29 protein-coding genes and 2 pseudogenes are annotated in these 25,298 nt (G+C 56.1%); 29 read left to right on the forward strand and 2 right to left on the reverse strand.

Annotated elements, in window-relative coordinates; all coding sequences use genetic code 11:
* Positions 1-94: 94 nt before the first annotated feature.
* Positions 95-235, forward strand: a pseudogene (locus AC3WW4_RS12835) (tRNA-binding protein); the annotation flags it as partial.
* A 96-nt stretch (positions 236-331) separates the two neighbouring features.
* Here AC3WW4_RS12835 and istB read toward each other — a convergent pair.
* Positions 332-1,108 (reverse strand): IS21-like element helper ATPase IstB, encoded by a 777-nt coding sequence (istB, locus tag AC3WW4_RS12840; RefSeq protein WP_488829690.1) that lies wholly within the window; start codon positions 1,106-1,108, stop codon positions 332-334.
* 26 nt (positions 1,109-1,134) lie between these two features.
* Positions 1,135-2,679 carry an IS21 family transposase gene (istA, locus tag AC3WW4_RS12845; protein WP_488827232.1) on the reverse strand — a complete coding sequence of 515 codons (1,545 nt, stop codon included), beginning with the start codon at positions 2,677-2,679 and terminating at the stop codon, positions 1,135-1,137.
* 214 nt (positions 2,680-2,893) lie between these two features.
* Between istA and AC3WW4_RS12850 the strand changes: the two are divergent.
* The 28 genes and pseudogenes from AC3WW4_RS12850 to AC3WW4_RS12985 form a co-directional block, all read left to right on the forward strand.
* Positions 2,894-3,106, forward strand: a pseudogene (locus AC3WW4_RS12850) (tRNA-binding protein); the annotation flags it as partial.
* Positions 3,107-3,370: 264 nt separating this feature from the next.
* Entirely contained in the window at positions 3,371-3,766 is a 396-nt protein-coding gene (locus AC3WW4_RS12855; protein ID WP_488828880.1) for a hypothetical protein, read from the forward strand.
* A gap of 62 nt (positions 3,767-3,828) precedes the next feature.
* Positions 3,829-4,461, forward strand: coding sequence for a hypothetical protein (locus AC3WW4_RS12860; RefSeq protein ID WP_488828881.1), 633 nt, complete (start codon positions 3,829-3,831; stop codon positions 4,459-4,461).
* A 249-nt stretch (positions 4,462-4,710) separates the two neighbouring features.
* Positions 4,711-5,013, forward strand: coding sequence for a hypothetical protein (locus tag AC3WW4_RS12865; protein ID WP_488828882.1), 303 nt, complete (start codon positions 4,711-4,713; stop codon positions 5,011-5,013).
* A 41-nt stretch (positions 5,014-5,054) separates the two neighbouring features.
* Positions 5,055-5,504, forward strand: a complete 450-nt coding sequence (locus AC3WW4_RS12870) for a DUF4262 domain-containing protein (RefSeq protein WP_488828883.1) — start codon at positions 5,055-5,057, stop codon at positions 5,502-5,504.
* A gap of 211 nt (positions 5,505-5,715) precedes the next feature.
* Positions 5,716-6,111: an antibiotic biosynthesis monooxygenase family protein gene (locus AC3WW4_RS12875; protein WP_488828884.1), complete on the forward strand. Its 396-nt coding sequence runs from the start codon at positions 5,716-5,718 to the stop codon at positions 6,109-6,111.
* Between the two features lie 63 nt (positions 6,112-6,174).
* Positions 6,175-6,579, forward strand: coding sequence for a hypothetical protein (locus tag AC3WW4_RS12880; protein ID WP_488828885.1), 405 nt, complete (start codon positions 6,175-6,177; stop codon positions 6,577-6,579).
* Positions 6,580-7,633: 1,054 nt separating this feature from the next.
* Complete coding sequence (locus tag AC3WW4_RS12885) at positions 7,634-8,065, forward strand: hypothetical protein (protein WP_488828886.1); 432 nt, start codon at positions 7,634-7,636, stop codon at positions 8,063-8,065.
* Positions 8,066-8,265: 200 nt separating this feature from the next.
* A complete protein-coding gene (locus AC3WW4_RS12890) occupies positions 8,266-8,853 on the forward strand; it encodes a GNAT family N-acetyltransferase (RefSeq protein WP_488828887.1) in 588 nt (195 codons plus the stop codon).
* Between the two features lie 118 nt (positions 8,854-8,971).
* Positions 8,972-9,763 carry a hypothetical protein gene (locus tag AC3WW4_RS12895; protein WP_488828888.1) on the forward strand — a complete coding sequence of 264 codons (792 nt, stop codon included), beginning with the start codon at positions 8,972-8,974 and terminating at the stop codon, positions 9,761-9,763.
* Positions 9,764-10,527: 764 nt separating this feature from the next.
* Entirely contained in the window at positions 10,528-10,764 is a 237-nt protein-coding gene (locus AC3WW4_RS12900) for a hypothetical protein (protein ID WP_488828889.1), read from the forward strand.
* 734 nt (positions 10,765-11,498) lie between these two features.
* On the forward strand, positions 11,499-11,855 hold the full coding sequence (locus AC3WW4_RS12905; protein WP_488828157.1) for a ribonuclease E inhibitor RraB: 357 nt from the start codon (positions 11,499-11,501) through the stop codon (positions 11,853-11,855).
* Positions 11,856-12,628: 773 nt separating this feature from the next.
* Positions 12,629-12,994 carry a hypothetical protein gene (locus AC3WW4_RS12910; RefSeq protein ID WP_488828890.1) on the forward strand — a complete coding sequence of 122 codons (366 nt, stop codon included), beginning with the start codon at positions 12,629-12,631 and terminating at the stop codon, positions 12,992-12,994.
* An 859-nt stretch (positions 12,995-13,853) separates the two neighbouring features.
* Positions 13,854-14,690 (forward strand): hypothetical protein, encoded by an 837-nt coding sequence (locus AC3WW4_RS12915; RefSeq protein ID WP_488828891.1) that lies wholly within the window; start codon positions 13,854-13,856, stop codon positions 14,688-14,690.
* 227 nt (positions 14,691-14,917) lie between these two features.
* A complete protein-coding gene (locus tag AC3WW4_RS12920; RefSeq protein WP_488828892.1) occupies positions 14,918-15,913 on the forward strand; it encodes a hypothetical protein in 996 nt (331 codons plus the stop codon).
* A 52-nt stretch (positions 15,914-15,965) separates the two neighbouring features.
* Positions 15,966-16,475, forward strand: a complete 510-nt coding sequence (locus AC3WW4_RS12925) for a hypothetical protein (protein ID WP_488828893.1) — start codon at positions 15,966-15,968, stop codon at positions 16,473-16,475.
* A 95-nt stretch (positions 16,476-16,570) separates the two neighbouring features.
* Positions 16,571-16,903, forward strand: a complete 333-nt coding sequence (locus AC3WW4_RS12930; protein WP_488828894.1) for a hypothetical protein — start codon at positions 16,571-16,573, stop codon at positions 16,901-16,903.
* A 364-nt stretch (positions 16,904-17,267) separates the two neighbouring features.
* Positions 17,268-17,675 (forward strand): transposase, encoded by a 408-nt coding sequence (locus AC3WW4_RS12935; protein WP_488826795.1) that lies wholly within the window; start codon positions 17,268-17,270, stop codon positions 17,673-17,675.
* Positions 17,672-18,019: an IS66 family insertion sequence element accessory protein TnpB gene (gene tnpB / locus AC3WW4_RS12940; protein WP_488826797.1), complete on the forward strand. Its 348-nt coding sequence runs from the start codon at positions 17,672-17,674 to the stop codon at positions 18,017-18,019. Before AC3WW4_RS12935 ends, tnpB begins: the two co-directional genes overlap by 4 nt.
* A 59-nt stretch (positions 18,020-18,078) precedes the next feature.
* Positions 18,079-19,641 carry an IS66 family transposase gene (gene tnpC / locus AC3WW4_RS12945; protein ID WP_488826798.1) on the forward strand — a complete coding sequence of 521 codons (1,563 nt, stop codon included), beginning with the start codon at positions 18,079-18,081 and terminating at the stop codon, positions 19,639-19,641.
* On the forward strand, positions 19,638-20,279 hold the full coding sequence (locus tag AC3WW4_RS12950) for a plasmid pRiA4b ORF-3 family protein (protein WP_488826799.1): 642 nt from the start codon (positions 19,638-19,640) through the stop codon (positions 20,277-20,279). The genes tnpC and AC3WW4_RS12950 overlap by 4 nt, the downstream gene beginning before the upstream one ends.
* 348 nt (positions 20,280-20,627) lie before the next feature.
* Positions 20,628-20,942 (forward strand): isochorismate lyase, encoded by a 315-nt coding sequence (locus tag AC3WW4_RS12955; protein ID WP_488828895.1) that lies wholly within the window; start codon positions 20,628-20,630, stop codon positions 20,940-20,942.
* Between the two features lie 700 nt (positions 20,943-21,642).
* The gene (locus AC3WW4_RS12960; RefSeq protein WP_488828896.1) at positions 21,643-22,347 is read left to right on the forward strand and encodes a DUF2971 domain-containing protein; all 705 of its coding nucleotides are present in this window, start codon (positions 21,643-21,645) and stop codon (positions 22,345-22,347) included.
* Positions 22,348-22,474: 127 nt separating this feature from the next.
* Positions 22,475-22,870 carry a DUF2306 domain-containing protein gene (locus AC3WW4_RS12965; RefSeq protein WP_488828897.1) on the forward strand — a complete coding sequence of 132 codons (396 nt, stop codon included), beginning with the start codon at positions 22,475-22,477 and terminating at the stop codon, positions 22,868-22,870.
* Between the two features lie 284 nt (positions 22,871-23,154).
* Entirely contained in the window at positions 23,155-23,766 is a 612-nt protein-coding gene (locus AC3WW4_RS12970; protein WP_488828898.1) for a hypothetical protein, read from the forward strand.
* A 72-nt stretch (positions 23,767-23,838) separates the two neighbouring features.
* Positions 23,839-24,351, forward strand: coding sequence for a superoxide dismutase [Cu-Zn] SodC (gene sodC / locus AC3WW4_RS12975; protein WP_488828899.1), 513 nt, complete (start codon positions 23,839-23,841; stop codon positions 24,349-24,351).
* Between the two features lie 31 nt (positions 24,352-24,382).
* Positions 24,383-24,775: a VOC family protein gene (locus AC3WW4_RS12980; protein ID WP_488828900.1), complete on the forward strand. Its 393-nt coding sequence runs from the start codon at positions 24,383-24,385 to the stop codon at positions 24,773-24,775.
* A gap of 52 nt (positions 24,776-24,827) precedes the next feature.
* Complete coding sequence (locus AC3WW4_RS12985) at positions 24,828-25,283, forward strand: hypothetical protein (protein ID WP_488828901.1); 456 nt, start codon at positions 24,828-24,830, stop codon at positions 25,281-25,283.
* Positions 25,284-25,298: the final 15 nt, after the last annotated feature.

Consider the following 25,298-nt stretch of genomic DNA (forward strand, 5'->3'; position numbering starts at 1 on the left):
GTAAGTTCAACGTGGACGCTGATACGGCCCATCGCTTCGGATACGCCTTATGGGCGCCAGTTAACTAGTTCGTTAGGCCACCTGAAAGGCGACGATGGAGCAAATCGATTGGAATGACTTCACAAAAGTGGAACTTCGTGTCGGCAGGATCATTAGCGCCGATCCATTCCCTGAGGCACGCAAGCCCGCGTACAAGTTGCAAATCGACTTCGGTCCAGAAATTGGTGTTCGTAAGTGTCACGGATCGCCGTAATGGAGCCAGGGATGTTCGGCGTAATGGAGCCAGTTTCTGGCTGCTGAACAGGGCTCCCGAGGGGGTTGAGGAACAGGGTTATTTTGCCGCTTTCGCGGGGCTGGATTTGACGCTGCCGGCGGCGGTTCTGGGCGCGCGATACGACGCACCGTCGAGGACCATGCAGTAGGCGTTGTGCCGCAGGCGATCCAAGGTGGCGCTAGCCAGCAATCGGTTGTTGGGGAAGGCCTGATCCCACTCGGGGAAGTCCAGGTTGCTCGTGACGATGGTGGCGGCCTGCTCGTAGCGCTCAGCGATGAGGTCGTGCAGGTCCTCGTCTGCGGGCGAGCGCAGGGGCTTGAGGCCGAAGTCATCGATGATCAGCAGCGGCACGCGTGCCAGCGTGGCGAGCTTACGTTCGTAGCCGCCCGTGGCGCGCGCGGCGTTGAGGCTCTGGGTGAGCGACGCGCAGGTGGTGAAGATGACATCGACACCCTGGCGCACGGCGCAGTGCCCCAGGGCCTGAGCCAGGTGAGACTTGCCTGTGCCACAGGGGCCGACGATGAGCACAGGGGCCTTCTCTTGCAGATACCGCCCGGTGGCCAAGTCGTGAACCAGGCTGCGGTTGAGGTTGGGCAGGCGCTCGAAGTCGAACTGGTCCAGCGTCTTGGTTGTGCGGAACTGGGCTCGGCGCAGGCGCGAGCTGAACTTCTTTTGCTCGCGCCTGGCCACCTCATCGCTGATGAGCAAGGCCAGGAAGTCGGTGTAGGCCAGCTTGCCCTGGATGGCTTCGCGGTTGCGGGCCTCCAGCGAGTCGAGGATGCCTGAGAGGCGCAGTTGCTTGAGTTGGGGGCCCAGTTCGGGCGCGGGGTTCATGATGGTCATGGAGATCTCCTTGGGGGTCAATGCAGCGAGCTGGGCTGCGAGGTTGGGGATGGAGTGGGGAAGAGTTCGGCGGCAGGCCGCGTGAAGCGGTTGGTGCCGGCATAGGCAGGCGGGGTGTGGCTGTCGGCTTGAGCGCCCTGCACATCCGCCTTCGTGCTCAAGATGGTCTTGACGGTGCGGTAGTGCGGCGACTCGTGCGCCAGGGCCCGCGCGCAGGCAGCCTCCAGCCGCTTGGCGCCATAGGGCTTGAGCAGACCCAGCACGCCCTGTGCGGCGCGCAGCCGCTCCAGGACGTTGTCTGCCAGCAGCCGCTCGATGAGCGCTCGGCATTGGGGGCCGACTTCAGCGGCCTGGCTGGCGCACCACTGACGGTCCTTGGCGAAGAAGGCCTGGGCTTCAGGCGGCAGGTGCGCCTTGCAGGTGACCCGCTGGCCGGGGCGTTGCCCTCGCGGGTGCGTGGCCACATGTCGGTAGTCCTCGTACAAGGCCACGACCGCATCGGTGGCCCGCAGCCACAGCGTCTTGCCCACCAGCGCGAACGGGGCCGAGTACAAGATGCGCTCGAGTTGCACATGGCAGTCCTTGTGCACGCTCACCCTGTGCCAGGTGCCCAGGTCCGGCGCGATGGCCGGCAGTGGCTTCAAGAGCGGCTGCTCCAGGGCGAACAGTGCCAGCGGTGGCTGGCGCGTGGAGCCGTGGATGCGCAGGCCCGCCGTCTCCATGACCCACGCCCTGGCTTGGGCGTTGAGGTCGGCCAGGTCACGGAACTCGCGCAGCGGCAGGAAGTTGCCCTTGACGTACTTGACGCCCGCCTCGACGATGCCCTTCTTCTGCGGGTCGTGCGGCGGGCACGGGTCGATCTTGAAGCCGTAGCCCTCGGCACACTCGGCGTAGGCGCGCTGCACGACCGGGTCCTGGGCGCAAGCCTTCGTGATCGCGCACTTGGCGTTGTCGATGACAACGCGCTCGGGCACGCCTGCGAACCACTCGAAGGCTCGGCGGTGGCAGCCTAGCCAGGTGGCCACCGTCTGGTCCCAGACGAACTCCAGGTACTGGTGGCGGCTGTGCGCCAGCGTCATCACGAAGGCCCAGGTGCGCCGCGGCTTGCCATCCGGGTGCAGCAAGATGGGGCCGGCACCGAAGTCCACCTGGGCAGCTTCGCCCGGGGCAAAGTCAAGGCGGCAGGTGACCTCCGGCGGCAAGGTGGCGCGGATGCCGGCGACCATGCGGCGCACGGCCGAGTAACTGCCCGTCCAGCCGTGCTGACGCTGCAGCGCCTGGTGGATGGCTGTGCCGGGCACGTTCTGCTCGACCCAGCCGGCCACCTTGTCGCGATGTTCTTCCAGGCTGGAGACAGTGGTACTGGCGCGCTTGGGTGGCTGCAGGGCGGCCGCCACGGCCTCATCGTCGGGCAGCGGTGCCTGGGCATCCAGCCAGCCATGCACCTGGGCCAGCGCCCGCCACTGGGCAGCCTTGCGCCGCCCCATGATCTTGGCGTCGGCAATGTCCCGGTCGGAGTCACCCTGACGCATGCGCAGCAGGGCCTGTCGGTAGTGATGCATCTCGAATCTCCTGCGGGCCATTCCCTGTCTCCAGGCAAAAAGCCCACAGGGTAGAGATGGCCCGAATCGATTCGGGAGGCTGTTCAGTCAGCGCAGACTGGCTCCATTACGCCGATCCGCCGCTGGCTCCAATACGGCGATCACGCACTGGTGCCATAACGCCGATCATCGGCTGGCTCCAATATGCCGATCACGAAGTGGCTCCATTACGCCGGTCGGTGACAGTAAGTCGAGCGCTCAAATTACTGCGCTCTATCAGCCAGAAGAACTGATGGGCCAGTTGGTAGTGGCCGTAGTCAACTTCCCTGCTAAGCAAATTGGCCCCATCATGTCAGAGTGCCTCGTTACCGGCTTTCACAACGCCGAAGGCCAAGTCAGCTTGTGCGTTCCTCAACACGATGTTCCGCTTGGAACAAAGTTGCTGTAACGGCTATGGCTAGCTCACCCAGCCTCGCATCTGTCACCAGCCTAACTGTAAGTTCAACGTGGACGCTGGTACGGCCCATCGTTTCGGATACGCCTTATGGGCGCCAGTTAACTAGTTCGTTAGGTCCTGTTTAAACTCGCGCTCGGGTAACTCGCTGCAAAGGCTCTGCCAAATGTCAAATTCTGTGCAAGCTCATACATCTAGCGCGCGCGAGTCATTTGTCGTGCCGAGGTCGCTTTCTTTGCATGGCAAGGTTTGCGCACCATGCGTCGCCACTCCCACGCGGGAACACTGATGCTCGCCAACGCCGCTTCCGTGGTCACGCAGTCAGCGGCGCGCATCTTGAGGTTTGGCGTTTTACTGGCAGCCAGTTCGTTCACCGGGTGCGGCCTCATGTCTCAATCGCCAATCACCGGTTTGGGTGCTTCCATCAATCTGGTGCGCCTGTCACACTCTCTGGAATTCTGGCAACAGCTTTCAGCATCCACCGTGGCCCGCCCTCACCTCAACCTCAGCCGTCGTGTGTTTCCAGGGCGTGCCAATGGTCAAAAACCTAACTGTAAGTTCAACGTGGACGCCAACAGCGGCCATGCCTTCGGCATTTTATTGGCCGCTGTTGGTGCCCTGCGCCCCTGCGGGGCTCCGGCGCCAGTTAACTAGTTCGTTAGGCCTTTTTGGGCCCCCAGTAGACACGAACAACCAAGCAACACAGAAGCTTAAAAATGGCAGAAGCACGTATTTCATCGCTTGCAGTACTGCGCAAAGAGTGTCTAACGAACTGTTACGGCGCCGAGGTAAGTCAGTTGCTAACTGGCGAGGTGATTCCAAGAATCCCATTATCTGCAGATGTGGTGATCAAACAGCCTTACAACCGATACCTAAGCATCGTCTCCCAAGGCGGCTGGTTCGAATATGCCGTTCGTCAAATTCAAGAATTATCAGGAATAGGCGGCTTGCGCTTTCTACAAGCGGAGGCCTGCACACATGAACACAAGATCATCACAAAAAACCAGGAAGGCGAAATAGTCTGGGTTGAAACTGAAGGTTACACGGTCATCACCTCTGGCTGGGATGATGACATTGCATCCATTAATAATATCGAACAATGGTGCCGCGACAATTCGGAAGAAGCCGGCGCAGTTCTTGAACACTATGGTAAATATGTTCTCGCGGCAATCGAATCTCAATTCTTTACTCTCGACCCAAGCAACGAGGGGCTTGGCGATGGTTGCAGTCCAGAGTTCTTCTTTTGCACTCTACGAACCATCGGCGAAATAATGCGCTTTGCGCGCTTTCACAAGGATACGCCGGACATGTGGATGATCTATAACTCGACACTCAGGTATGGATCGTGAGGGCAATTCAAATTTTTGGTTCAGTGCCGCCAATATCATCCGTGCGGCGCCGATAGACACAAAAAGTACAACAGCAATGCTCTCGCTTAAAACCTTCCACTTCGCGCCCCAGCCTAACTGTAGGTTCAACGCGGACGCCAACATAGGCCATGCCTTCGGCATCTTCATGGCCTATGTTGGTTCCCTCCAGCCTTCGGCTTCCGGCGCCGGTTAACCAGGGCGTTAGGGCTTATGGTTCAGGAGAAAAGTATGAGTTTTCGTCGAGACGTCAGGGCAACCTTCCGCGCATCGTCTAGTGGTGGCGGTTCAAATTGGCGCGCGCACCATGCCTCTGCAGCCATGGTCTTTTGTCCGATCCTTGCTGCCGCAGCAATCTATTTTTTCTTGGCAGACAACGGTTTTCAACGATCACTGTGTTTTTTAGCATTTTCGGTGCTCTGCTTCATCTACTGGCGCTATTTACTACCCGAAGCTATACACCATACCAAAATAAATAAAACCCTCTACGGTGACGATCAAAACCGCGCGCAGCTCTTTGCGAAAAAGCCCTGAACCCCAGTTACGCCTGTCGACTTATGCCACGAACAGAACCATTGGACAGCGGTGACAAAAAGCTGCTTGATGATATTGCCAAGTACGGTTGGCATTGTGTACATGTATCAGCAGAAGATGATCTTCCTGCCTTTTCTTATACGGTGGGACTCTTCCACACACTTAAGCACCCGGAATTGCTAATCTACGGTATCTCCGCCGGATCTGCTCACGCTATCCTCAACATTGTTGTGAGCGCAGCTCAGGCCGGCAAGGCGCTTGATCTAAGCAAACCCACAGAGGATCTGCTAAAAGGCTATCCGTGTGTCTTCGTGGAAGTACCCCATGCGCAGTATCAGAAACACGTCGGCTATGGCATTTGGTACTACGAAGGCGAGTCTTTTCCAGTCCAACAAATCGTGTGGCCATCTAGGAACGGCCACTTTCCTTGGGACAGCGAGGCGAGCGACTCATTTCGCAAGAGCCAGCCAGTCCTTGGTAAAACTCAATGAGCGCGGATTGACACTTGAAGTGCAACCCCCAGTTTTCAGGTAGTCGTAATGCACAAACCTTCCACTCCGCGCCCCAGCCTAACTGTTAGGTCAACGCGGACGCAACCAAGGGCCATGCCTTCGGCATTTTCATGGCCCTTGCTTGTACCCTCCGCCCTGGCGGGCTCCGGCGCCGGTTACCTTGACAGTTAGGCGCCCCCATCTCACACGCATGTACACCTCTACGTTCACCTTCGCCAAGGGCCAGTACGACGACGAGTTCCACGCCCTGGACAGCGTCATCGCTCAAGTCGCCAAATCCATCCCAGGCTACCTCGGCGAGGAAGCCTGGGAGAACCACGAGACCGGCCTTATCTCCAATGTGTACTACTGGGAGTCGATGGAGGCGCTGCAAGCTCTCATGAAGCACCCTTCTCACATCCAAGCCAAGCAGAACCAAGCTCGCTGGCTCAGCGGCTACCAGGTGGTCATCGCACAAGTGCTCGGCACATACGGCGACGGCGGCATCGCACATCCCTTGTCTGGCAAAGCCGCTGCGCCTAACTGGGCGTTGCAGGGGACGCCTCCACCAGCGCACGCTTCGGCCTCGCCGAGCGGGCGCCCCTGAACTTGGGCGTTAGGCCTTTAGATTCGCATCTGGCATCTATTAAATTCAACTCTGGGAAGCCTCATGCTCGATAATAGTAAAGTCATCAAATTTGCTGCAATCATACTTACCAGTGCCACCAGCATTGGAGCCCTCGCGGCGGACAAGGCATGCTTGATAGAGGGTGATATCGTCGTCTTCGGAAAGACCACGCCTGCAAAGGATTGCCTCGAAAACTCGGGGGTTCCGGATGATCGGTTCAAATCCGTTTGCCAATCCCTTGCTCAGACATCTGAGAACTTGGCAAAGGCCTTTGGCGGCCCCTCTCCAAAAACAACGTACTTGCCGTCGTGCCCACCCAAAGCAACAGCTTCATGCTTGGGATTTTTTGGCCAACCTATGACTAGCTACTATTACAAACGGGACGCCAAAGAACTGGCTGAAACGAAGGAAAGCTGCTTAGCTCAAGGTGGCAAGTGGAAGCAGTGATGCGCATTGACTTGATTGCAACTTGCCGTGCAGTAGCTTAGTGCACCAGCATAGACTCAAGTACCAAGTGCAACACCCCTAAGGTTTATGCATCTCCACGCCCTCTCCTACGCGCCGTGGCCTAACTGGGCGTTCAACGTGGACGCCAACAGCGGCCATGCCTTCGGCATTTTATTGGCCGCTGTTGGTGCCCTGCGCCCCTGCGGGGCTCCGGCGCCAGTTAACTAGTTCGTTAGGCACCAACATCATGAGCCGTTGGAAAATTATTGCGCTGTATACGCTTGTTGGGCCACCAATTGGGGGGCTCGTGGTGGCAGCCGGCGCATACCTATACGAGCCGCTTGGCTGGGAATTCCTGCCATTAATTATCGCGACCTGCCTCCTATTTTCCTTTCCCTATGGCGTCCTTGCCGCCTTTAGCGCAGGGGTATCGCATGCTCTCCTACAGCCGAAAGTCTTGGGCCCACGTCTTGTTATCTACGTTTGCATCGCAAGTGTGGTCGCACATTGCTTCACGGCTCTAATGCTGGGATCTTTTGCTAAAGCCACCATTTCGTTAACGTCCTTCTTTTGGTTTGCTCTTCCACCCCTGCTCAGTGCTGCCGGCTTGGCAACCGTCCTCTCCCGGCACCAAAGCCCAACACTCAGTGCCTAACTGTGCGGTCAAGCGGACGCTTGCCTTGGTAGTTAGGCCCTCGCGTAAATGCGCCGCTTGCACAGGCCAAGCGAGCCACCTCCTCGGTGGCTACAAACAACCAGGCATGCGCTTCTTGGTTCGCGCAAGGTCTCGTGGCATGCTTGCATTCAAGCTGGCGTCAGCCCAGCAATCAACACACAGGGGTTTCATGCCAAATCAGCCGCATGTCACCATCGGCCTAACTGGGCGTTGCAGGGGACGCCTCCACCACTGCGCGCTTCGGCCTCGCCAAGCGCGCGCCCCTGAACTTGGGCGTTAGGCTCTACCCAAACGCCGACTCGATAGGCTTGCTTCCTTCATGCAGCGAGTTATAAATGAGCCTTAGCCGTCTCATAGCTCTGCCTAAGGAAACCACATATGAAGCGACTTTTCCATATCAAACCTATTGCGCTCGGCGGCCTTCTTGGCTGCTGGTCTTGGTTGGACGGAACATCAAAACTCGTATCGTTTGCGCTGGAAATTTCGTCTGGCATTGGTTACGGCCTTCCGCTTTTCACCATATTGCTTGTCGTTCTAGCGTATAGGGCGAGCCTGGGTGGCAAATACGGCAATTGGGCAAGAAATGACTTCTGGTTCATTTTCCGATGGCTTAGTCCTAAGCTGAGGAACTCGTTTTCGGTCATCTTCGGGCTTGCATCGGTCGCCGCGATCGCAACAGCTACTGCGCCTGAACCAGGAACTGCAATCAAGCTGCTCGGGCTCTCAAGTGCGATTTTGAGCGTAATCGCGTGGTATCAGATCTGCCTTTGCAACATCGCTGGCTCAAAGTGGCTCAAGCGTGCAGCATAGCCAATTGACCCAATACAGGCCATGTCAACTCGCTACCTCTTCCACTACGCGCCCCAGCCTAACTGTGGGTTCAACGCGGACGCCAACATAGGCCATGGCTTCGCCATTTTCATGGCCTATGTCGGTACCCTCCGCACTTCGTGCTACGGCGCCGGTTAACCAGGGCGTTAGGCAACACAAAACATCCGCAGGGAACGATAGTGCATATCGAAAAAGTCACCTTAGAAGGGCATCGTGTTCGGCTAGAACCGCTCGAACAGCGACATCTGCCTGGCCTCAGGCTCGCCATCGAAGATGGAAAGCTATGGGAAATACCGGTCACTTTCGTACCGCACCCTGACCACTTGCCAAACTTCCTAGATGCTGCTGAAACAGCCTTCCACGCGGGAACGGAGTTGGCGTTCGCCACAGTAGACCGACAATCTGGCCAAGTTGCAGGCAGCACGCGCTTTCGCTGTATTGAATCCGCTCACCGTCGGCTCGAAATTGGTTTTACCTTCCTCGCGGCCGCCAGCCAACGAACCCACGTCAACACCGAAGCGAAGTACCTCATGCTTTGTCATGCGTTCGAGTCGCTGGGGTGCAATCGAGTAGAGCTGCTCACTGATGAGAGAAACGCCAAATCCCGAAATGCCATTCAACGAATCGGCGCGAAGGAAGAAGGTATTCTGCGCAGCCATATGGTGATGCGCGATGGATTCATTCGGAACTCGGTCATGTACAGCATCACAGCCACCGAATGGCCGTCAATCAAAGCCACCCTGCATGCAAAAATTGGTGTCGCCTAACTGGGCGTTCAACGCGGACGCCAACACTGGCCAAGGCTTCGCCATTTTATTGGCCAGTGTTGGTGCCCTGCGGCCTCCGGCCTCCGGCGCCGGTTAACTTGGGCGTTAGGCGTCATTCATGAAAGTCGTGCCTCACTCAAAAATCGCAAACAGCCGCGCGCTAGCAATTCAGCGCGTAAAGAATCGCCTCGTTCGAGAATCCTTCCCCCGCATCCAGATGACCCTACTCGTTTCTCTCACGGGTGGATTTGGGCTGCTTGCATCATTCACTATGCTGCATTTTGGTGTGGACTCAATGGTGTTGCGGTATCCGCTGGCACTAGCATTCGCCTATCTATTCTTCCTATTTCTAATCTGGCTATGGCTTAGAACGAATGCGGAAGACTACGTAGATGCACCGGACATCACTGACTTGATTCCCCGCCCGAATCAAACAGGTTGTGCGCCTGAATTCAACAGCAGCGGTGGAGGCGACTTTGGTGGCGGGGGCGCCTCTGGCACGTTCGATGGATCGATTCTTCCCGTGGAAGGAACTGACTCTTCGCCGTTAGGGGCCATACGTGAAACTGTCGGGGCCGCTGCGGACGCCGACGAACTAGCCATACCTCTGATTGCAATCGCACTGGCCATTGGCATCGCAGTCGCCTCACTGTACGTTGTATACATAGCTCCATTGTTGTTCGCCGAAGTCATGGTTGACGGAGCACTCTCCTATGTCCTGTTCCGCCACCTGCGCGGGCAAGATCCACAGCACTGGCTCTCCAGTGCTTTCCACCGAACGGTCTTGCCGTTCACAGCAACTGCTGTATTCCTTGTTGCTGTCGGCGCAGCCATGGCCGCCTACGCACCTGGGGCCAAGTCAGTTGGTCAGGTCGTGAAGCATGCAAGTACTCATCGCGCCGAAAAATGAGAGCGTAGCCTCACATAGCAATTGCAACACGCTAACCTGCAGGCATAGGTACTATGAAAACCTTCCACTCCGCGCCACTGCCTAACTGTAAGTTCAACGTGGACGCCAACAGCGGCCATGCCTTCGGCATTTTATTGGCCGCTGTTGGTGCCCTGCGCCCCTGCGGGGCTCCGGCGCCAGTTAACTAGTTCGTTAGGCTCTTCTCGCTGTGGCGACTCTCTTGATCATTCTCGTCTTCGGCACATACGCCATACTAGGCATCTGGGCATTCACCTCAGCGGTGATCGTCCTCAGATCATGCATATATAAAGGCTCTTATCAGGCGTGGCATCTTACCCGACGTTTTGCAATTGCCGCAGTACCAGCACTGATAACCACTATTGGCTTCGTTGCCATATTTGCTTCGCTTGATCCGCTTTGGCCAGCACAGGATGCCAGTGAAAGTCAAATGGAGTCTTATGAGCGTGCACGTGACTTTGCTGATCGAATGTATTTTGTCCTCGGGCTTCTTCATATCAGCACAACCGCTTGGTCCACAAAGCTTTTTTGGCGCGTATTGAAGCATGAGAGAACTCCGAACTAAACCAGTCAACAATATGCGCTTGCAGCACCGTGGCTACGCTCCCCAGCCTAACTGTAGGTTCAACGTGGACGCCAACAGCGGCCATGCCTTCGGCATTTTATTGGCCGCTGTTGGTGCCCTGCGCCCCTGCGGGGCTCCGGCGCCAGTTAACTAGTTCGTTAGGCCCCCCTTTAAGAAAACCATGTTTGACTCCACCAATGAACACGGCCCAAACTTATTCAAAATTTTCGGGTTTACGGTTGTTGGCCTGCTAGCAGTGGGCGCACATTGGCTTGCTTCTCGAAACAAACGAGCGAGTGCATTTAGCGAGTGGTTGTCCGCCAAAGACAACTTCTCAAAGCTTGCTTGGCGACTTGCGTTTGCTCTGTTTTTCCTTCTGTTTGGCTCACTCACTCTGATTCACGATTTCTTCTACTGAGGCACCCAAAGTGCTGTACGCCATCGGCCTTTGGGTAGAACAAGCTCGGTGGTCTTCCACCAAGCCAAGGCGTCTGGCAAACTGGCTGCAAACACTCAAGGGAGCGTCTATGCAACACTGCTGTTCATCGAACCACGGGCAGGTCTCCGTGTGCTCCTCGCCCTCTACTTCGCGCCTCAGCCTAACTGTAAGTTCAACGTGGACGCTGATACGGCCCATCGCTTCGGATACGCCTTATGGGCGCCAGTTAACTAGTTCGTTAGGCAAACCATCCGCGAGGCACCCGTGAAGATCGTTCATCTCATCGCACTAGTGCTAGTTACTATCGCTGCGGTACTTCTATTTTCCGGCTCTCCAAAGGCGGCTGCAGGCGCCTTTGCGTTATCCACGGCTATTGAACTCATCGCGTCCGCAATCACGGGCAAAAAGACCAATACCTAATTGCCGCATTTGCGCAGCACGTTCACAAGGTCCTTCAGCCACTCGACATCGCTCAGCCCCGGTTTGGGTGATTCACCCAGGCAGGTTCATCTGTCACACTCTCCGGAATTTAGCCAATGCGATCATTGGAGAGTCGTGGTACGCCATCAACTAGCCCATATGTGTCTTGTGTTCCAAGGCTCAGCCTTCGCTCCTCAGCCTAACTGTAAGTTCAACGTGGACGCTGATACGGCCCATCGCTTCGGATACGCCTTATGGGCGCCAGTTAACTAGTTCGTTAGGTCGCTCTACTCATGCCCACACCGATCGAAATCATTGAAAGCCTACGCGCAGTGAATGATGCTGATTCATCCGTTTTACTGAAAATGGCTGAGTTGGGGGCTGATCTGAGAAAACCGCACCTTCCCGACTTTGCCTTTGAAACCTTAAACGAATCCAGCGCTGAGGCAATCGCAGACGCACTTGTGGAATTGGGTTTCGATGTAGAAATCTATCCGCCAGACGATTCAAATCAAAACTTTCAGGTCGTCGGGAAGAAAGAAATGGCCCTTAGCCACCAATCAGTTGCAGGGCTTTCAAGCACCTTTGAGAAGCTCGCGCTCAAGCACAAGGCAGTTTACGATGGTTGGGGCGCTGAAATTGTCGAGTAAGTCAAGGCCGCAGCAACCTAACTGTAAGTTCAACATGGACGCTGATGCGGCCCATCGCTTCGGATACGCCTTATGGGCGCCAGTTAACTAGTTCGTTAGGCCCCAACATCCGAAACGCCGTGGACATCCCTACATATTTACCAACAGTTAGTAGTGCAAAGTGTCCTGATTGTGGCGAGCGCATTGGTATGCACTTGGTGCGCAGGCAATTTGAATGCCCCCATTGCGGCACATCATTGTCCAGCAACGTTGGCAAAGCCTTTAACGAGGGAGTCCTGCTTTTTGTTTGCGTCTTGGTTGCTTGGGTAGCCTTCCACCTTTTCGAAGGCTCCTCTCCGTTTAATTTCGGCTTCACGGTCGTGAGCATCATTGCATTTTATCTAGGTCACGCTCTATATCGTTACCGACTGTGCATATGCAAATCCAGCAATCCGAAATCAACAAACATGTGAGTAAACAATGAGTGTCTCCTCAGAAAATTGTTGCTGCATGCTCAACGTCTGCCTCTCCGCGCCACAGCCTAACTGTAAGTTCAACGTGGCCGCTGATACGGCCCATCGCTTCGGATACGCCTTATGGGCGCCAGTTAACTAGTTCGTTAGGTCCTGTTTAAACACACGCCCAGGTAACTCGTTACAAAGGCTCTGGCAAATGTCGAAATCGGTGCAAGCTCATACATCCAGCACGCGGGAATCATTTGTCATGCCGCAGTTGCGTTCTTTGCTTGGCAAGGTTTGCGCACCTTGCTGCGCCACTCCCACGCGGGAACACTGATGTTCGCCAACGCCGCTTCCGTGCTCACTCAGCCAGTTGCGCGCATCTTGAGGTTTGGCGTTTTACTAGCAGCCAGTTCGTTCACCGGGCGCGGCGTCATGTCTCAATCGCCTATCACCGGTTTGGGTGCTTCCACCAAGCTGGTGCGCCTGTCACACTCTCTGGAATCCTGGCAGCAGCTTTCAGCATCCACCGTGGCCCGCCCTCACCTCAACCTCAGCCGTCGTGTGTTTCCCGGGCGTGCCAATGGTCAAAAACCTAACTGTACGTTCAACGTGGACGCCAACAGCGGCCATGCCTTCGGCATTTTATTGGCCGCTGTTGGTACCCTGCGCCCCTGCGGGGCTCCGGCGCCAGTTAACTAGTTCGTTAGGCCATCAAAAGCACCGATGAAGCGAATTCCAAAAATCGATCTAGCCGATGCAGTTGTACGTGCACGCCAGCACGCGCATGTCAAAGCGTTCGCAAAGCGACAGCAACTTCTTTGGTTGTGCGCAGCAATCGTCCCATTGGTATTCTTTGGCCTACCGGCGTTGCTGGATGCCATGGCGCTCGGTGATTCGCAAACGAAGGATCTTTTTGTCACTCTCTTCGTCATTGGATCAATCGCCGCTACAACCTTTGCAGCTTTGCGATACAAGTGCCCCAATTGCGGAGCAACCCCAACGGGCTCTTCGCGGTTCGCATCCGGCGGCGAAGTAACTACAGCTCGTGGTCTTCACCCATTTCCTTCTCGTTGCGAGAAGTGCGGCTCATACCTTTCAGCCACCGCGCTCAACGTTGCGTGCCAGGAAAATCACATAGGCGGCAAGTAGCGCCAACATGGTGAATCACATGCAATCCTTACAGCCAAACAAAAGGCAACACCTTGCCTGCGGCCACCAGCGCCTAACTGTGCGTTCAACGTGGACGCCAACAGCGGCCATGCCTTCGGCATTTTATTGGCCGCTGTTGGTGCCCTGCGCCCCTGCGGGGCTCCGGCGCCAGTTAACTAGTTCGTTAGGCTTTAATAAAAAATAAATTGCCGCGCCCTGATTCAATTAAACCATAAATTCAACATATCGGATTATCCGCACCATCAAACAAGGAGGGATTATGAGAAAATCAATAAGATGCTTAACTACATTAACCTTGCTATCCGCGCTTGCGGGGTGTGGGATGTTTCCGAGGAGTTGGGGAAAACTGGAAGGTCGAGCATGGTGCGATGCGCGATATTTGGACACAGTGAAAGAATACCAAAACTACAAATCAATTGGAAATGATGTTCGCAAAAAACTAAGGCTATCCAAAGATGGCTACATATATGCAGTCGCAGCAGTTATACCCCTCCAGCAAAACGGAAAGGAGTCAGAGTTCTATTTTTCTCCCCCCAAGGAACTTCAAGAGATCCGTGAGCTAAGAGAGAGCAAGGTTAACGGATTCGAGGCCATGACCTTCATCCTTTACAAAAAAGATGGAACTGCGTCCAAAACCATAATATCATTCGCCGGCTCCAATCAATGGCGAGACTACATTTTTCATAATTTCTGGATTACCCCAGTCCAATTTGATGACGCACGATCATACGTCGAGAAAGTGCGACAGCACCCATTAGCCAGCAAAACTCCAATTATTGCGACTGGCGTTTCGTTGGGAGGCGGCCTAGCGGTCCACGTCAAAAAGAACGATAACACGTCAAGCTACATCCAGGAGGCGTGGGCTTTTAACCCAAGCAATCGAATACAGGCAAGCCCCTCAATTGACCCAGATATATACCTTCTAGCAAACGAATACGAGATACTCAACGGCCTAAACAGAGAGAATATTGGCGCGCCAATTGAAAACACGGCAGACAACTTCGACCTCATAGCATCTAGTTCGATATACGCTCATTACAGATGGGTTGTCACTCGCCAGATTCTGCATTATGCAGACTTGGCGATATACTTCGAAGACAAAGAATCAAACAACACAACCGATCCAATGCGCATATTACAGTCTCAAAAAATTTCCGCTGAGATCTGCACCCCAGCCATGAGAGAATCCATTAATAAAGAAAGGGAAGCTTTGCGGCTAAAATAGCTTTGGCCTGCCATTGAGCAAACGTAGATTTACGCGTGAAGTGCAACATCGTGCCTTCGCGCCGAAGCCTAACCGTAAGTTCAACGTGGACGCCAACAGCGGCCATGCCTTCGGCATTTTAATGGCCGCTGTTGGTGCCCTACGCCCTTCGGGCTCCGGCGCCAGTTAACTAATTCGTTAGGGCCTATGCCATCAATTCCAGCAACTATTAATACTGAAAAATAAATATGACCGCAGTAATAGACCACAGGGATCAAGACAATCGTCGAGTAGTTAACGTAGGAGAGTCACAGCCCCAGGTTCCACTAAAAATCTATCAAGCGATTTACCATCAAGTCACAGGGAGAACTGAACAAATAAGAAAACGCTACACAGACAACTTATTAATTGATTTCTCAGAGCTAGAGCAAATTCATCACAAAATTAGTCAACTTTGCGACGTACACAATATCGTCGCAAAAAATGCTACGGCTACAGTTTTTCATGATAAAGAACGAAAAGAGCAATTCACCTCTTTCGAGCGCTTTAGAGCCTACAACGGAAACACGTCAAGCCCAACAATTAGCGTAGTTCTAAAATATAACTTTTCAATTATTCCAGCAGGCCTTGATCATCCGCAAGAGTACGTCGTAAATATTCGCCTCACCTCAAGGGTGGCAGCTCTAAAGCAACTCGAAGAAGAAGCTCCACCCTTCATGCGAGGAAGAATATTTAGCTTCATGGGAGGGACCGTTGCAGAAATTACAGTTGAATACGCAGATTATGTAGTAGCCAGAGGTTTTCTAGAGGCATTTGATGAGTGGGTCAATGGCTGCAAATGCAATCCAAAGTCGAAAATTCTTCGCAGGCTACAAAGATTTTCAGTATGGATACCAAGTACGCTTCAAATTCTAGCGGCAATATTGCTTTCATTTTTTGCAACACAAACAGCCGCGTCATTTCTTGCCGAAACCTCAGATCAGAGCTTAATGGCTCGCTTCATCGCCATATACATAGGTGCATCTTACGCAATAATTAGACTCACGGGGCTAACGGGGGGCTTCATAGAGCAAGCGATCGACGGGTTCCCGGAAATTTCATACCTTAAGCTAAACAAGGGCGATGAGAAGCTCATAAGCGAAGCGGAAAAGGCGAAGCCCTTCGCATATATCAAACTCGCATTAGCCGGAATAATAACTTTTGCACTGAATATCTTGTCCTCGAAAATAGAAAGCCTACTCTAAAATCCCAAATACAGCCCTAACTGGGCGTTCAACGTGGACGCCAACAGCGGCCATGCCTTCGGCATTTTTATGGCCGCTGTTGGTGCCATGCGCCCCTGCGGGGCTCCGGCGCCAGTTAACTCGCTCGTTAGGCACTATGTTTGAAGCACTACTCAAGGCTGGAAAGTGGCTATTCATCGCCATTTTGATAACTATTGTCATCATTGTCTTCTTTGGCAAAGGCATCACAAAATTTGTATTTCATGAACTGCCATTCATGGGAACGACCTTCACCACGGTTGAATGGGAAAAAGCAGACCAATGTGAAGGAAAACTCTGCATGCTGGATATCTCATGCCCGAGAGGCGGAATGTTCCGTGATCTTCAACGTAACCATCTGCTAACGGGCACTCCCCGCCCACTGGTTGAACAGATGCTCGGAAAGAGCGACGTCGCGGATCGCAAAAATTGCGTTATCTATCCTTTAGGTATGTGCAGCGGCGCTCGCATTGACATGGACTACCTCCATATCTGCTACAACAACAAGAATCGCATCACCTCGGTCAGTCATTACCAAAGCTAGTGCGGTGCCTAACTGTAAGTTCAACATGGACGCTGATACATCCCATCGCTTCGGATACGCCTTATGGGCGCCAGTTAACTAGTTCGTTAGGCCTCATGATCTTCGCCGTTGAAACAGAAGAGCGCACTCTCATGACCTTCTCGAGCGAGGCAGAGGCAATTGCCTGCTGCGAAGGCATAGACGTTGAAGCTGCAGTCTGGCTGTTTTGGAATGACCGTGGTGACCCGCTTGAGCCCAGGTTCTCTATTCCGAACAAGCGCGGCCTGTTCGTGGTCCGTAATGGGGTCTACTCGCTCGTTTCTGCCACCCCCGACCACCACGCCATCTTGGACGAGGCTATCGATGAAGTCCTGACCTTTGTGGGCCCAGCGCCTTTCAACACAGCAGAGGGCGTTCGAGCCCACATCCGAAGAGCCTGCGCTTCATGAGCATTCGACAGTACGTGCGCTGAGGCTTGAACTCATGGGTTGGCACGTGAAGCACAACACCCAAAAAAGCCGTCAGACGTACTATGAAAACCGTCCACTGCGCGCCCCAGCCTAACTGTCAGGTCAACGCGGACGCAACCAAGGGCCATGCCTTCGGCATTTTCATGGCCCTTGGTTGTGCCCTCCGCCCTGACGGGCTCCGGCGCCGGTTACCTTGGTAGTTAGGCCCTCGCGGAACACGCCGCGTGCGAAGGCCACACGAGCCGCCTCCTCGGCGGCAGCGACACACCGGCTCATGCCCTCAAGTTGGTGTGCTGGCGGTAAGCGTCCGACGGCCACCCTCTAGCCAAGGCGTGATGGCAGCGTGAAGATCGCGTCCACTATGGAGAAGATGGTGGACGCGATCGCAAAACAAGACTCAGACGCCAAGACAGGCGTTGTGGGTGTACGCAAGCGGCGGACGTACAGCAAACAGTTCAAGGCCGAGGTGGCGGCGCAATGCCTGATGCCCGGCGCATCGGTGTCGGCGATTGCCCTGAGCCATGGCATCAACGCCAACGTGATTCGCAAGTGGCTGCCGCCAGGGCCTGCGCCCATGGCCCGTGCGCCAGTGCTGTTGCCGGTGATGATAGAGCCCGATGCACCACCTGCACAGCCAGCAGCCACGCAGCCCATCGAACTGAACATCCATGGCGCCACCCTGTGCCTGCCGCCTGGCTTTGCCGCGCAGGATCTGCGCAGCATTCTGCAAGTGCTGCGCTCACTGCCATGATCGGATTGCCTGCTGGCACCCGCGTCTGGCTGGCTGCAGGCCACACCGACATGCGCAAGGGCTTCGATGGTCTGGCTGCTGTGGCACAAGAGATCTTGCTGCAAGACCCGTTCGGCGGCCATGTCTTCGTCTTCCGTGGCCGGCGAGGTGACATCATCAAGTTGCTGTGGTGGGATGGACAAGGCCTTTGCCTGCTGAGCAAGCGCCTGGAGAAGGGCCGCTTCGTGTGGCCGCAGGCCGATGGCGGCAAGGTCAGCCTGAGCCCGGCGCAGTTGTCGATGCTGTTGGAGGGCATCGACTGGCGCATGCCAGAGCGCACCTGGCGACCAGAACGTGCAACCTGAATCTGGTTGACATCGCATCTCCTGTGGCGTGATCACTGTCGCTTGGGCACAGTATCGTCATGCCACACGATCCGCACCCGCATGACCACTGCGAGCTGTCTCGCCAGTTGCGCGACAGCCGCCAGGAACTGGCCCATGCCAAGCTGCTGATTGACAAGCTCAAGACCGAGATCGCCTACCTGCGCCGCATGCACTTTGGCCGCAGCAGCGAGCAACTCGATGTGGCCGCACAGATGGAACTGTTGGCACCCGCGACAACGGTGGAGCCACCAGCGGCCAACGACGAGCCTGAAGGTGGTGCCAACAACCGCAAGCGCTCACGCAAAAGCCGCCAAGGCCTGCGCGACTTGCCAGCCCATCTGCCACGCGAGATCGTGGTGCACACGCCCGATGCGGGCTGCGCTTGCGGCGCCTGCCTGGACGCGCTGCGCCCCATTGGCCAAGACGTCAGTGAAGTGCTCGACTACCTGCCCGGTCAGTTCAAGGTCATCCGCCATGTGCGGCCCCGCCTGGCCTGCCCGGCGTGCGACAGCATCGTACAAGCCAGTGCGCCCAGCCGTCCGCTCGATCGTGGCATGGCCGGCGCCGGCCTGCTGGCCCATGTGCTGGTGAGCAAGTATGCCGATCACACTCCGCTGTATCGCCTCTCGCAGATCTATGCCCGTCAGGGTGTGGATCTGGAGCGCTCGACCCTGGCTGACTGGGTGGGGGCAGCGGCTGCGTTGCTCAGCCCCTTGGCGCAAGCCATCGGCCGTCATGTGCTGGCCGCCGCCAAGATCCACACCGACGACACGCCGATCCGGGTTCTGGGTGGCCAGGGTCAACAGGCACGCACTGGGCGATTGTGGACCTATGTGCGCGACGACCGCGCCAGCGGTGACGCCAGGCCACAGGCTGTATGGTTCCAATACTCCCCCAATCGCAAAGGCGAGCATCCCAGGCGTCACTTGGCCGGCTTCAAGGGCATCGTGCAGGCAGACGCCTTCGCGGGCTACGACCGGCTGTTTGACAGCGGCGAGATCATCGAGGCCGGCTGCTGGGCCCATGCCCGGCGCAAGTTCTACGACGTACACATGCAGCAGCACCAGCAGCCTGGCACCTTGGCCCACCAGGCCCTGCTGCGCATCGCCCGAGTGTTCGCCATCGAAGCTGACATCCAGGGAGAACCACCTGATGAGCGACGAAGGCAGCGACAGCAACGCACCGCGCCCATCCTGGCAGACTTGCACACATGGCTCATCGAGACGCAGGCAAAGCTGTCTGCCAAGTCACCGATGGCACTGGCCATCGGCTACAGCCTGAGCCACTGGCGGGCACTCACGCGCTTCGTGGACGATGGTCTCATGGAGGCGCACAACAACATCGCCGAGCGATCACTGCGCGGCGTGGCCATCGGGCGCAAGAACTACCTGCATCTGGGCTCGGATGCGGGTGGCGAGCGAGCCGCCATCGTCTACACGCTGCTGGGCACGGCCAAGCTGCATGGGATCGATCCGTATGCCTACTTGCACCAGGTGCTGACACGCATTGCCGATCATCCGATCAATCGCGTTGATGAGCTGCTGCCGTGGCGGCTGTGCCCGCCGCAGCAAGCCACACCTGAACAACGCCAGGCGGCATGAGCGAGCGGACCATCGGCACAATGTGGGCCATGGTCACCTCATCGAACAGGCCCTCACTCAAGCTCGTGGGGTCACCCACCAGAAACATCAAAGTGCTGCAACTCAAGGTCGAGTTGCAAGGCGTGCGCCCCAAGGTCTGGCGGCGCGTGTTGGTGCCATCGAGCATCCGCCTGCCCAAGCTTCATGTGGTTTTGCTGCGTGCCATGGGGTGGGACGGCGGGCATCTGCATGAGTTTGAGTTCGCCGAAGGCAGATATGGCGTGCCGGATCCAGATTGGCCCGATGAGTCGCTGGACGACGAATCCAAGGTGACGTTAAACAAGGCACTCGGCTACAGCGCCACGTTCAACTGGACATATGACTTCGGCGACAACTGGACTCACAGGATCAAGGTCGAGCGGGTCGACACCATGCCCGCCGAGCTCAAGCTGCAGTTCCCCATGTGCCTGGCAGGCGCTGGAGCCTGCCCACCTGAGGACGTGGGTGGCGCCCCTGGCTATGCTGACTTCTTGCAGGCCATCGCCGACCCGACGCATCCGGAGCATGACAACATGACCGCTTGGATCGGGCGCCCCCTCGATCCCAATGCCTTCAACGTGCAGGACGTCCAGGATCGCTTGTATGAAATCAAGCTCTAGCTGACCAGTCGTGCGCTGCCCAGTTGGGCCTTGGTCGGACGCTTACTGCTGGCGCCTCTGCCACGCAGGTTGAACGTGCGTTAAATTGAGGCATTCGTCAGCGCATGGCTGACGCCATACGCAAAGGGAGGCGTGATGGAACGACTCAAGTCAAAGGCTGCCGCAGCAGCTCATCGAGCACACCAGGCTAGCGCCTCGTTTGCGGGCTCGCTGACCGCGCAGGCGCCCTACTACTTGCACCGGCCTAACTGGGCGTTGCAGGGGACGCCCCCACCAGCGCACGCTTCGGCCACGCCAAGCGCGCGCCCCTGAACTTGGGCGTTAGGCGCGCACACATAAGGAACAGGGATGCAAATCGAAAACAGGCTATCGCCAGAGCAATGCGCGGGAATGGACGACATCCGTGCCGAAATCGACTTGCTTGATAGGGCTGTTGTCAGCCTCATCGGCAAACGCTACCAATACGTCCTCGCGGCAGCAAAGTTCAAAACGTCAGCCACCTCTGTTCGTGCGCCCGAGCGCTTCAAAGCCATGCTTGAAAAGCGCCGCCAGTGGGCTGAGCAGGAAGGCCTGAGCCCTGATGCCATTGAGCGCATGTTTTCCGACTTGGTAAATCACTTCATCGAAGAAGAGATGCAGCGCTGGAAGAGCACTCATGCGTGAGTCATCTCCCTCGTATAACCAGCGCCTAACTGGGCGTTGCAGGGGACGCCTCCACCAGCGCACGCTTCGGCAACGCCAAGCGCGCGCCCCTGAACTTGGGCGTTAGGCTTCCGCAATCGAGGTGCCATGACTAATGCAGCAAAAGCAATTCTCGCTATTACAGGTCTAGTAGTTACATGCGCCACATTCCTCCCCGCCTTATTTGCACGGAGACTTGAACGCCTGCATCTACTTAAAAACGGCGAGCGCGCTACTGGGAAGGTCATATCCATCGACCGGGAAATCGATCAAGCGCATATGCCAATGATTCTTCGATATGAGTTCACGCCCAAGCCTGGGAGTGCTCGATTTGAAGGTCATTGCTCGACAGGGCTTTTCACACCGTACAAGCCCGGCGATACAGCGGTTATCTGCTACAACAAAGCTCAACCCACCAGCTCCATAATTCTGTCCCCGCAGGGGAAACCACTTTGAATACGAACCCCAAGCGTACTTTCACATTGCAAGTGCAACAACAAAACCTGCAGGCATAGGTACTATGAAAACCTTCCACTCCGCGCCACAGCCTAACTGTAAGTTCAACGTGGACGCCAACAGCGGCCATGCCTTCGGCATTTTATTGGCCGCTGTTGGTGCCCTGCGCCCCTGCGGGGCTCCGGCGCCAGTTAACTAGTTCGTTAGGCCTACACGCATATCTCTGATGAGCAGTACATCCAACTACCTTTATCGGATCATGCCCTTCGAGCATGTCGTAGACTTGTTCGAAAGTAGAGAGCTTTTCTTTGCAAGTCCGAGCACATGGGAAGATCCATATGAGCAGGTACTTCAGCACAAAAAGGCTTCTCACATATTTGCTCAGTGCTGGGGCAAGCGCGCTGTTTCGGATGCCATGTGGCGGATCTACTCACCTAATAGAACTTCCGTGCGAATTAGAACCACTCGCGCGAAACTACTGCTAGCGGGCAAGCGCATAGAGGCGTCACATCCGTGCAATTTCCTGCTTCGCGATGTGACATACAACTCGGCACCACTTGTGAGGCAACAACTTGATCAGATCGCTGAAGATTTAACAAGTAAATTCAGCGCGGATCGTGCGCTGGACGCAATGTTTGTCAAGCGAGACGCTTTCGACTATGAGTCAGAAGTACGCACAGTCGTCTACCTCAAAAAGCAAACAACTCCCCCCTGTTTGAAATTTGCACGTTTCCGCGTCGACCCGCACCAGCTTATTGACTCCCTTTTGTTTGACCCTCGCGCCGAAGCAACGTTTGTAAAAATGGCCTCTCACTACCTTCAGAGAGCCCTTCACTACAGCGGGGCAATCGGCCGATCGAAGCTGTATAGCGCGAGCTCCATTCACGTTCCTGACGTAGCCGAAGATGAGCAACCTTTTCATCCGGGCTAAATGCTAGCACTTGTCCAAAGCCTAACTGTAAGTTCAACGTGGACGCTGATACGGCCCATCGCTTCGGATACGCCTTATGGGCGCCAGTTAACTAGTTCGTTAGGCCCAGCCTTAGAAACAGCTTCGAATGCCACTAGAAATCCATACCATACACACTGCGCCGCCAATCATTTGGTTTCATGTCGCATGCGCGAGCGCTTCAGTTGTTCTCGGGGCATGGGTACTGGGCCGCCGCAAAGGCACGAGTGTGCATCGCTGGCTCGGCCGATTTTGGGTTATTCTAATGCTTAGCACATCGCTAGGATCATTTTTAATTCAAGCCCGAGGAAGGTTTAGCCTTATTCATTTGCTAAGCGTCGTCACAATAATTTCCATCTCAGCTGCAATTTATGGCGCGCTAAAACATGATTTGAAACTACATCGCAAATCGATGATCGGCGCTTATGTGGGCCTCATCATTGCAGGTGTCTTTACGCTATTGCCTTACCGCATGCTTGGCCAACTTTTTTTCGGAAGCCCTTGAGTGAATTTCGTACCTAGCATTTGCGGCCAGCGTTGGTTGACAAGCGAAGCGCAACACCCTGCCTTCGCGCCTCAGCCCAACTGTAAGTTCAACGTGGACGCTGATATTTCCCATTGAAGCGCCCCGGGGCGCTTCAACTGGCGGCCCCAATCAGGGGGAGCCAAGCGGGTACACACCGTCCGTCATGTGGGCTACCATATCCAGCTTGAAGTGCCAGGCCACGCGACGCAAGTTGCCGCGTAGCGCCTGAAACAAGTTAGGCCGTACAACCACAAGGGTATGCAATGGACGGCTGGCAAAAACTTGAAGTCTTCAGCAAGGTCGCCGCAGCGATCTTCATACCTTTGGCCGTGGCCTACCTTGGCAATCAGGTTGCCGCATCCAACAAGCAACGCGACAGCGAAACGAAGTTTGTTGAGCTGGCGACCGCCATCCTGAGCAAAGACCCCGCCCTCAATCAGACTCCGGAGAACAAGAGTCTTCGTAAATGGGCGGTCGACGTCATCAACCGTTTCTCTGGCGTCCCCATGTCTGAGGCCACCGCAGAAGCATTGATTCAGAAGACCTATCTGCCACAGGTCGGCACAGTGCTGCCATCCCCAGCGGCGCCGGACCCCGCTGGCACCTGGGGCGTTGTCTTCGGTGGCGACACCACACTCGAATCCGCCCGACAAGAGATCACCAAGACGGCTGAGCGCATGGGCATCGGCCAGGGAGAAGTCTTCCGCCGCGCAGGCTCGTTCCGGAGCGTCAAGGTTTTCGTCTCGCGTTCGCAGGCCGAAGATGCGCTGGGCAAAGCACGCGTGGTCCGCCCCAGCTCCTACTTGGTCAACATGGCCACCTGGTGCCCGACCAGCGAGCAAAAGCAAGGTTACTTTGAGTGTGGCACGCCTTAACGCGTCGCTCCCCCGTCGCTACCCAGTCGTTCATGGGCTAGTGTTTTTTGGCAACGTCAATGGAGATTGAAAATGATCAAGCATCTTTCGCTGGCCACTGTATTTGCAATCACTGCGGCCTCTGCAAGCGCACAAGTCACCGTCAACATCGTGGATGAGAAGGGCGTTGGCGCGGCCATCGGCAACATCACGGCGTCTGACTCCAAATACGGTCTGGTCTTGACGCCTTCACTGCGCGGACTCCCGCCCGGGCTGCATGGTTTCCACATCCATCAAAACCCGAGTTGCGATGCCAAGGAGAAAGACGGCAAGATGGTCCCGGCGCTGGCAGCAGGCGGGCACTTTGATCCTGCCGGCACCAACAAGCACGGCGAGCCGTGGGGCGACGGGCATCTGGGTGACCTTCCGCCGCTCTACGTTGACTCCGCAGGCAATGCGTCGCAGCCCGTCTTGGCGCCTCGTTTGAAGGCCGCCGATCTGGCTGGGCGCGCCATCATGATTCACGCAGGTGGCGACAACCACTCTGACCACCCGGCCCCCTTGGGTGGCGGGGGAGCACGCGTCGCCTGTGGCGTCGTCAAATGATCTGTTGAGACCCACCCCAACAGGAGACCCCATGAAGCTCGGCTACACCATCATCTACGTTCCCAACGTGGCGGACTCACTGGCATTTTGTGAGCAGGCCTTCGGCCTGACTCGCCGCTTCCTGCACGAGTCGGGCACCTATGGCGAGCTGGCCACGGGCGAGACCACGCTGTCCTTTGCCGCACACGAGCTGGGCGACGCCAACTTCCCCGGCGGGCATGTGGCGGCCCACGCGTCGGCCCAGCCCCTGGGGTTTGAGATCGGACTGGTCACCAGCGATGTGGCCGGCGCCCATGCCAAGGCCCTGGCCGCAGGCGCTACCGAGCTGGCCGCCCCGGTCACCAAGCCGTGGGGCCAGATCGTGTCTTACGTGCGCTGCCCAGACGGATTGCTCGTCGAGCTGTGCACCCCCATCGCAGGGTAACGCCACAGGTTTGAAGCCCGCTCACTGATTCGTTCAGCCACTGAATTCGCCCATGATCGAACTGCTTCCAGCCCTTGAGGGATTCATTAGCGCAGCAAAGGCCATGGCGTCGTTTGACGCATTCCGCAAGAACCGCAAGGGCGACGCGCGCGCACTGATCGAGGAGCTGAAAGCCAATTCACGGCTGTGCTTTCGCGTGATCAGTGACGGTGTTTCACCGGAAACGGTCATCCCCCACTTTGCGACAACGGAATTTGATCGCCTGAACAAGACAGGATTTAACTTCAACCTGCTTCAACGCAATCGAATTCCACACTTCCCTGGCATCGAAAAGACAGACCTGGCCTCTTGGACCGACAAGACGACCGAGGACCTCATCGTCAATATTTACGACAAGATCAAGAACGTCCAATCCATTCATCAATTCGCGTCGGGCAATGCCAGCGTTCGCCGCCGAATCATCAACATACACAAACGCATTCTTCTCCTGCTTCGCCACGCAGAGTGATGCATCGACATGGCC

Source organism: Aquabacterium sp. TM01 (assembly GCF_057808345.1).

Excerpts from the sequence above, each read along its gene's own strand:
- istB (WP_488829690.1), bottom strand. The coding sequence starts at position 1,108 with ATGAACCCCGCGCCCGAACTGGGCCCCCAACTCAAGCAACTGCGCCTC.
- AC3WW4_RS12880 (WP_488828885.1), top strand. The coding sequence starts at position 6,175 with ATGCTCGATAATAGTAAAGTCATCAAATTTGCTGCAATCATACTTACC.
- sodC (WP_488828899.1), top strand. The coding sequence starts at position 23,839 with ATGATCAAGCATCTTTCGCTGGCCACTGTATTTGCAATCACTGCGGCC.
- AC3WW4_RS12905 (WP_488828157.1), top strand. The coding sequence starts at position 11,499 with ATGCCCACACCGATCGAAATCATTGAAAGCCTACGCGCAGTGAATGAT.
- AC3WW4_RS12885 (WP_488828886.1), top strand. The coding sequence starts at position 7,634 with ATGAAGCGACTTTTCCATATCAAACCTATTGCGCTCGGCGGCCTTCTT.
- AC3WW4_RS12925 (WP_488828893.1), top strand. The coding sequence starts at position 15,966 with ATGCCTTCGGCATTTTTATGGCCGCTGTTGGTGCCATGCGCCCCTGCG.
- AC3WW4_RS12910 (WP_488828890.1), top strand. The coding sequence starts at position 12,629 with ATGTTCGCCAACGCCGCTTCCGTGCTCACTCAGCCAGTTGCGCGCATC.
- AC3WW4_RS12970 (WP_488828898.1), top strand. The coding sequence starts at position 23,155 with ATGGACGGCTGGCAAAAACTTGAAGTCTTCAGCAAGGTCGCCGCAGCG.
- tnpB (WP_488826797.1), top strand. The coding sequence starts at position 17,672 with ATGATCGGATTGCCTGCTGGCACCCGCGTCTGGCTGGCTGCAGGCCAC.
- AC3WW4_RS12960 (WP_488828896.1), top strand. The coding sequence starts at position 21,643 with ATGAGCAGTACATCCAACTACCTTTATCGGATCATGCCCTTCGAGCAT.
- AC3WW4_RS12920 (WP_488828892.1), top strand. The coding sequence starts at position 14,918 with ATGACCGCAGTAATAGACCACAGGGATCAAGACAATCGTCGAGTAGTT.
- AC3WW4_RS12900 (WP_488828889.1), top strand. The coding sequence starts at position 10,528 with ATGTTTGACTCCACCAATGAACACGGCCCAAACTTATTCAAAATTTTC.
- AC3WW4_RS12980 (WP_488828900.1), top strand. The coding sequence starts at position 24,383 with ATGAAGCTCGGCTACACCATCATCTACGTTCCCAACGTGGCGGACTCA.
- AC3WW4_RS12930 (WP_488828894.1), top strand. The coding sequence starts at position 16,571 with ATGATCTTCGCCGTTGAAACAGAAGAGCGCACTCTCATGACCTTCTCG.
- AC3WW4_RS12985 (WP_488828901.1), top strand. The coding sequence starts at position 24,828 with ATGATCGAACTGCTTCCAGCCCTTGAGGGATTCATTAGCGCAGCAAAG.
- AC3WW4_RS12895 (WP_488828888.1), top strand. The coding sequence starts at position 8,972 with ATGAAAGTCGTGCCTCACTCAAAAATCGCAAACAGCCGCGCGCTAGCA.
- AC3WW4_RS12865 (WP_488828882.1), top strand. The coding sequence starts at position 4,711 with ATGAGTTTTCGTCGAGACGTCAGGGCAACCTTCCGCGCATCGTCTAGT.
- tnpC (WP_488826798.1), top strand. The coding sequence starts at position 18,079 with ATGCCACACGATCCGCACCCGCATGACCACTGCGAGCTGTCTCGCCAG.
- AC3WW4_RS12855 (WP_488828880.1), top strand. The coding sequence starts at position 3,371 with ATGCGTCGCCACTCCCACGCGGGAACACTGATGCTCGCCAACGCCGCT.
- AC3WW4_RS12955 (WP_488828895.1), top strand. The coding sequence starts at position 20,628 with ATGCAAATCGAAAACAGGCTATCGCCAGAGCAATGCGCGGGAATGGAC.
- AC3WW4_RS12965 (WP_488828897.1), top strand. The coding sequence starts at position 22,475 with ATGCCACTAGAAATCCATACCATACACACTGCGCCGCCAATCATTTGG.
- AC3WW4_RS12875 (WP_488828884.1), top strand. The coding sequence starts at position 5,716 with ATGTACACCTCTACGTTCACCTTCGCCAAGGGCCAGTACGACGACGAG.
- AC3WW4_RS12860 (WP_488828881.1), top strand. The coding sequence starts at position 3,829 with ATGGCAGAAGCACGTATTTCATCGCTTGCAGTACTGCGCAAAGAGTGT.
- AC3WW4_RS12950 (WP_488826799.1), top strand. The coding sequence starts at position 19,638 with ATGAGCGAGCGGACCATCGGCACAATGTGGGCCATGGTCACCTCATCG.
- istA (WP_488827232.1), bottom strand. The coding sequence starts at position 2,679 with ATGCATCACTACCGACAGGCCCTGCTGCGCATGCGTCAGGGTGACTCC.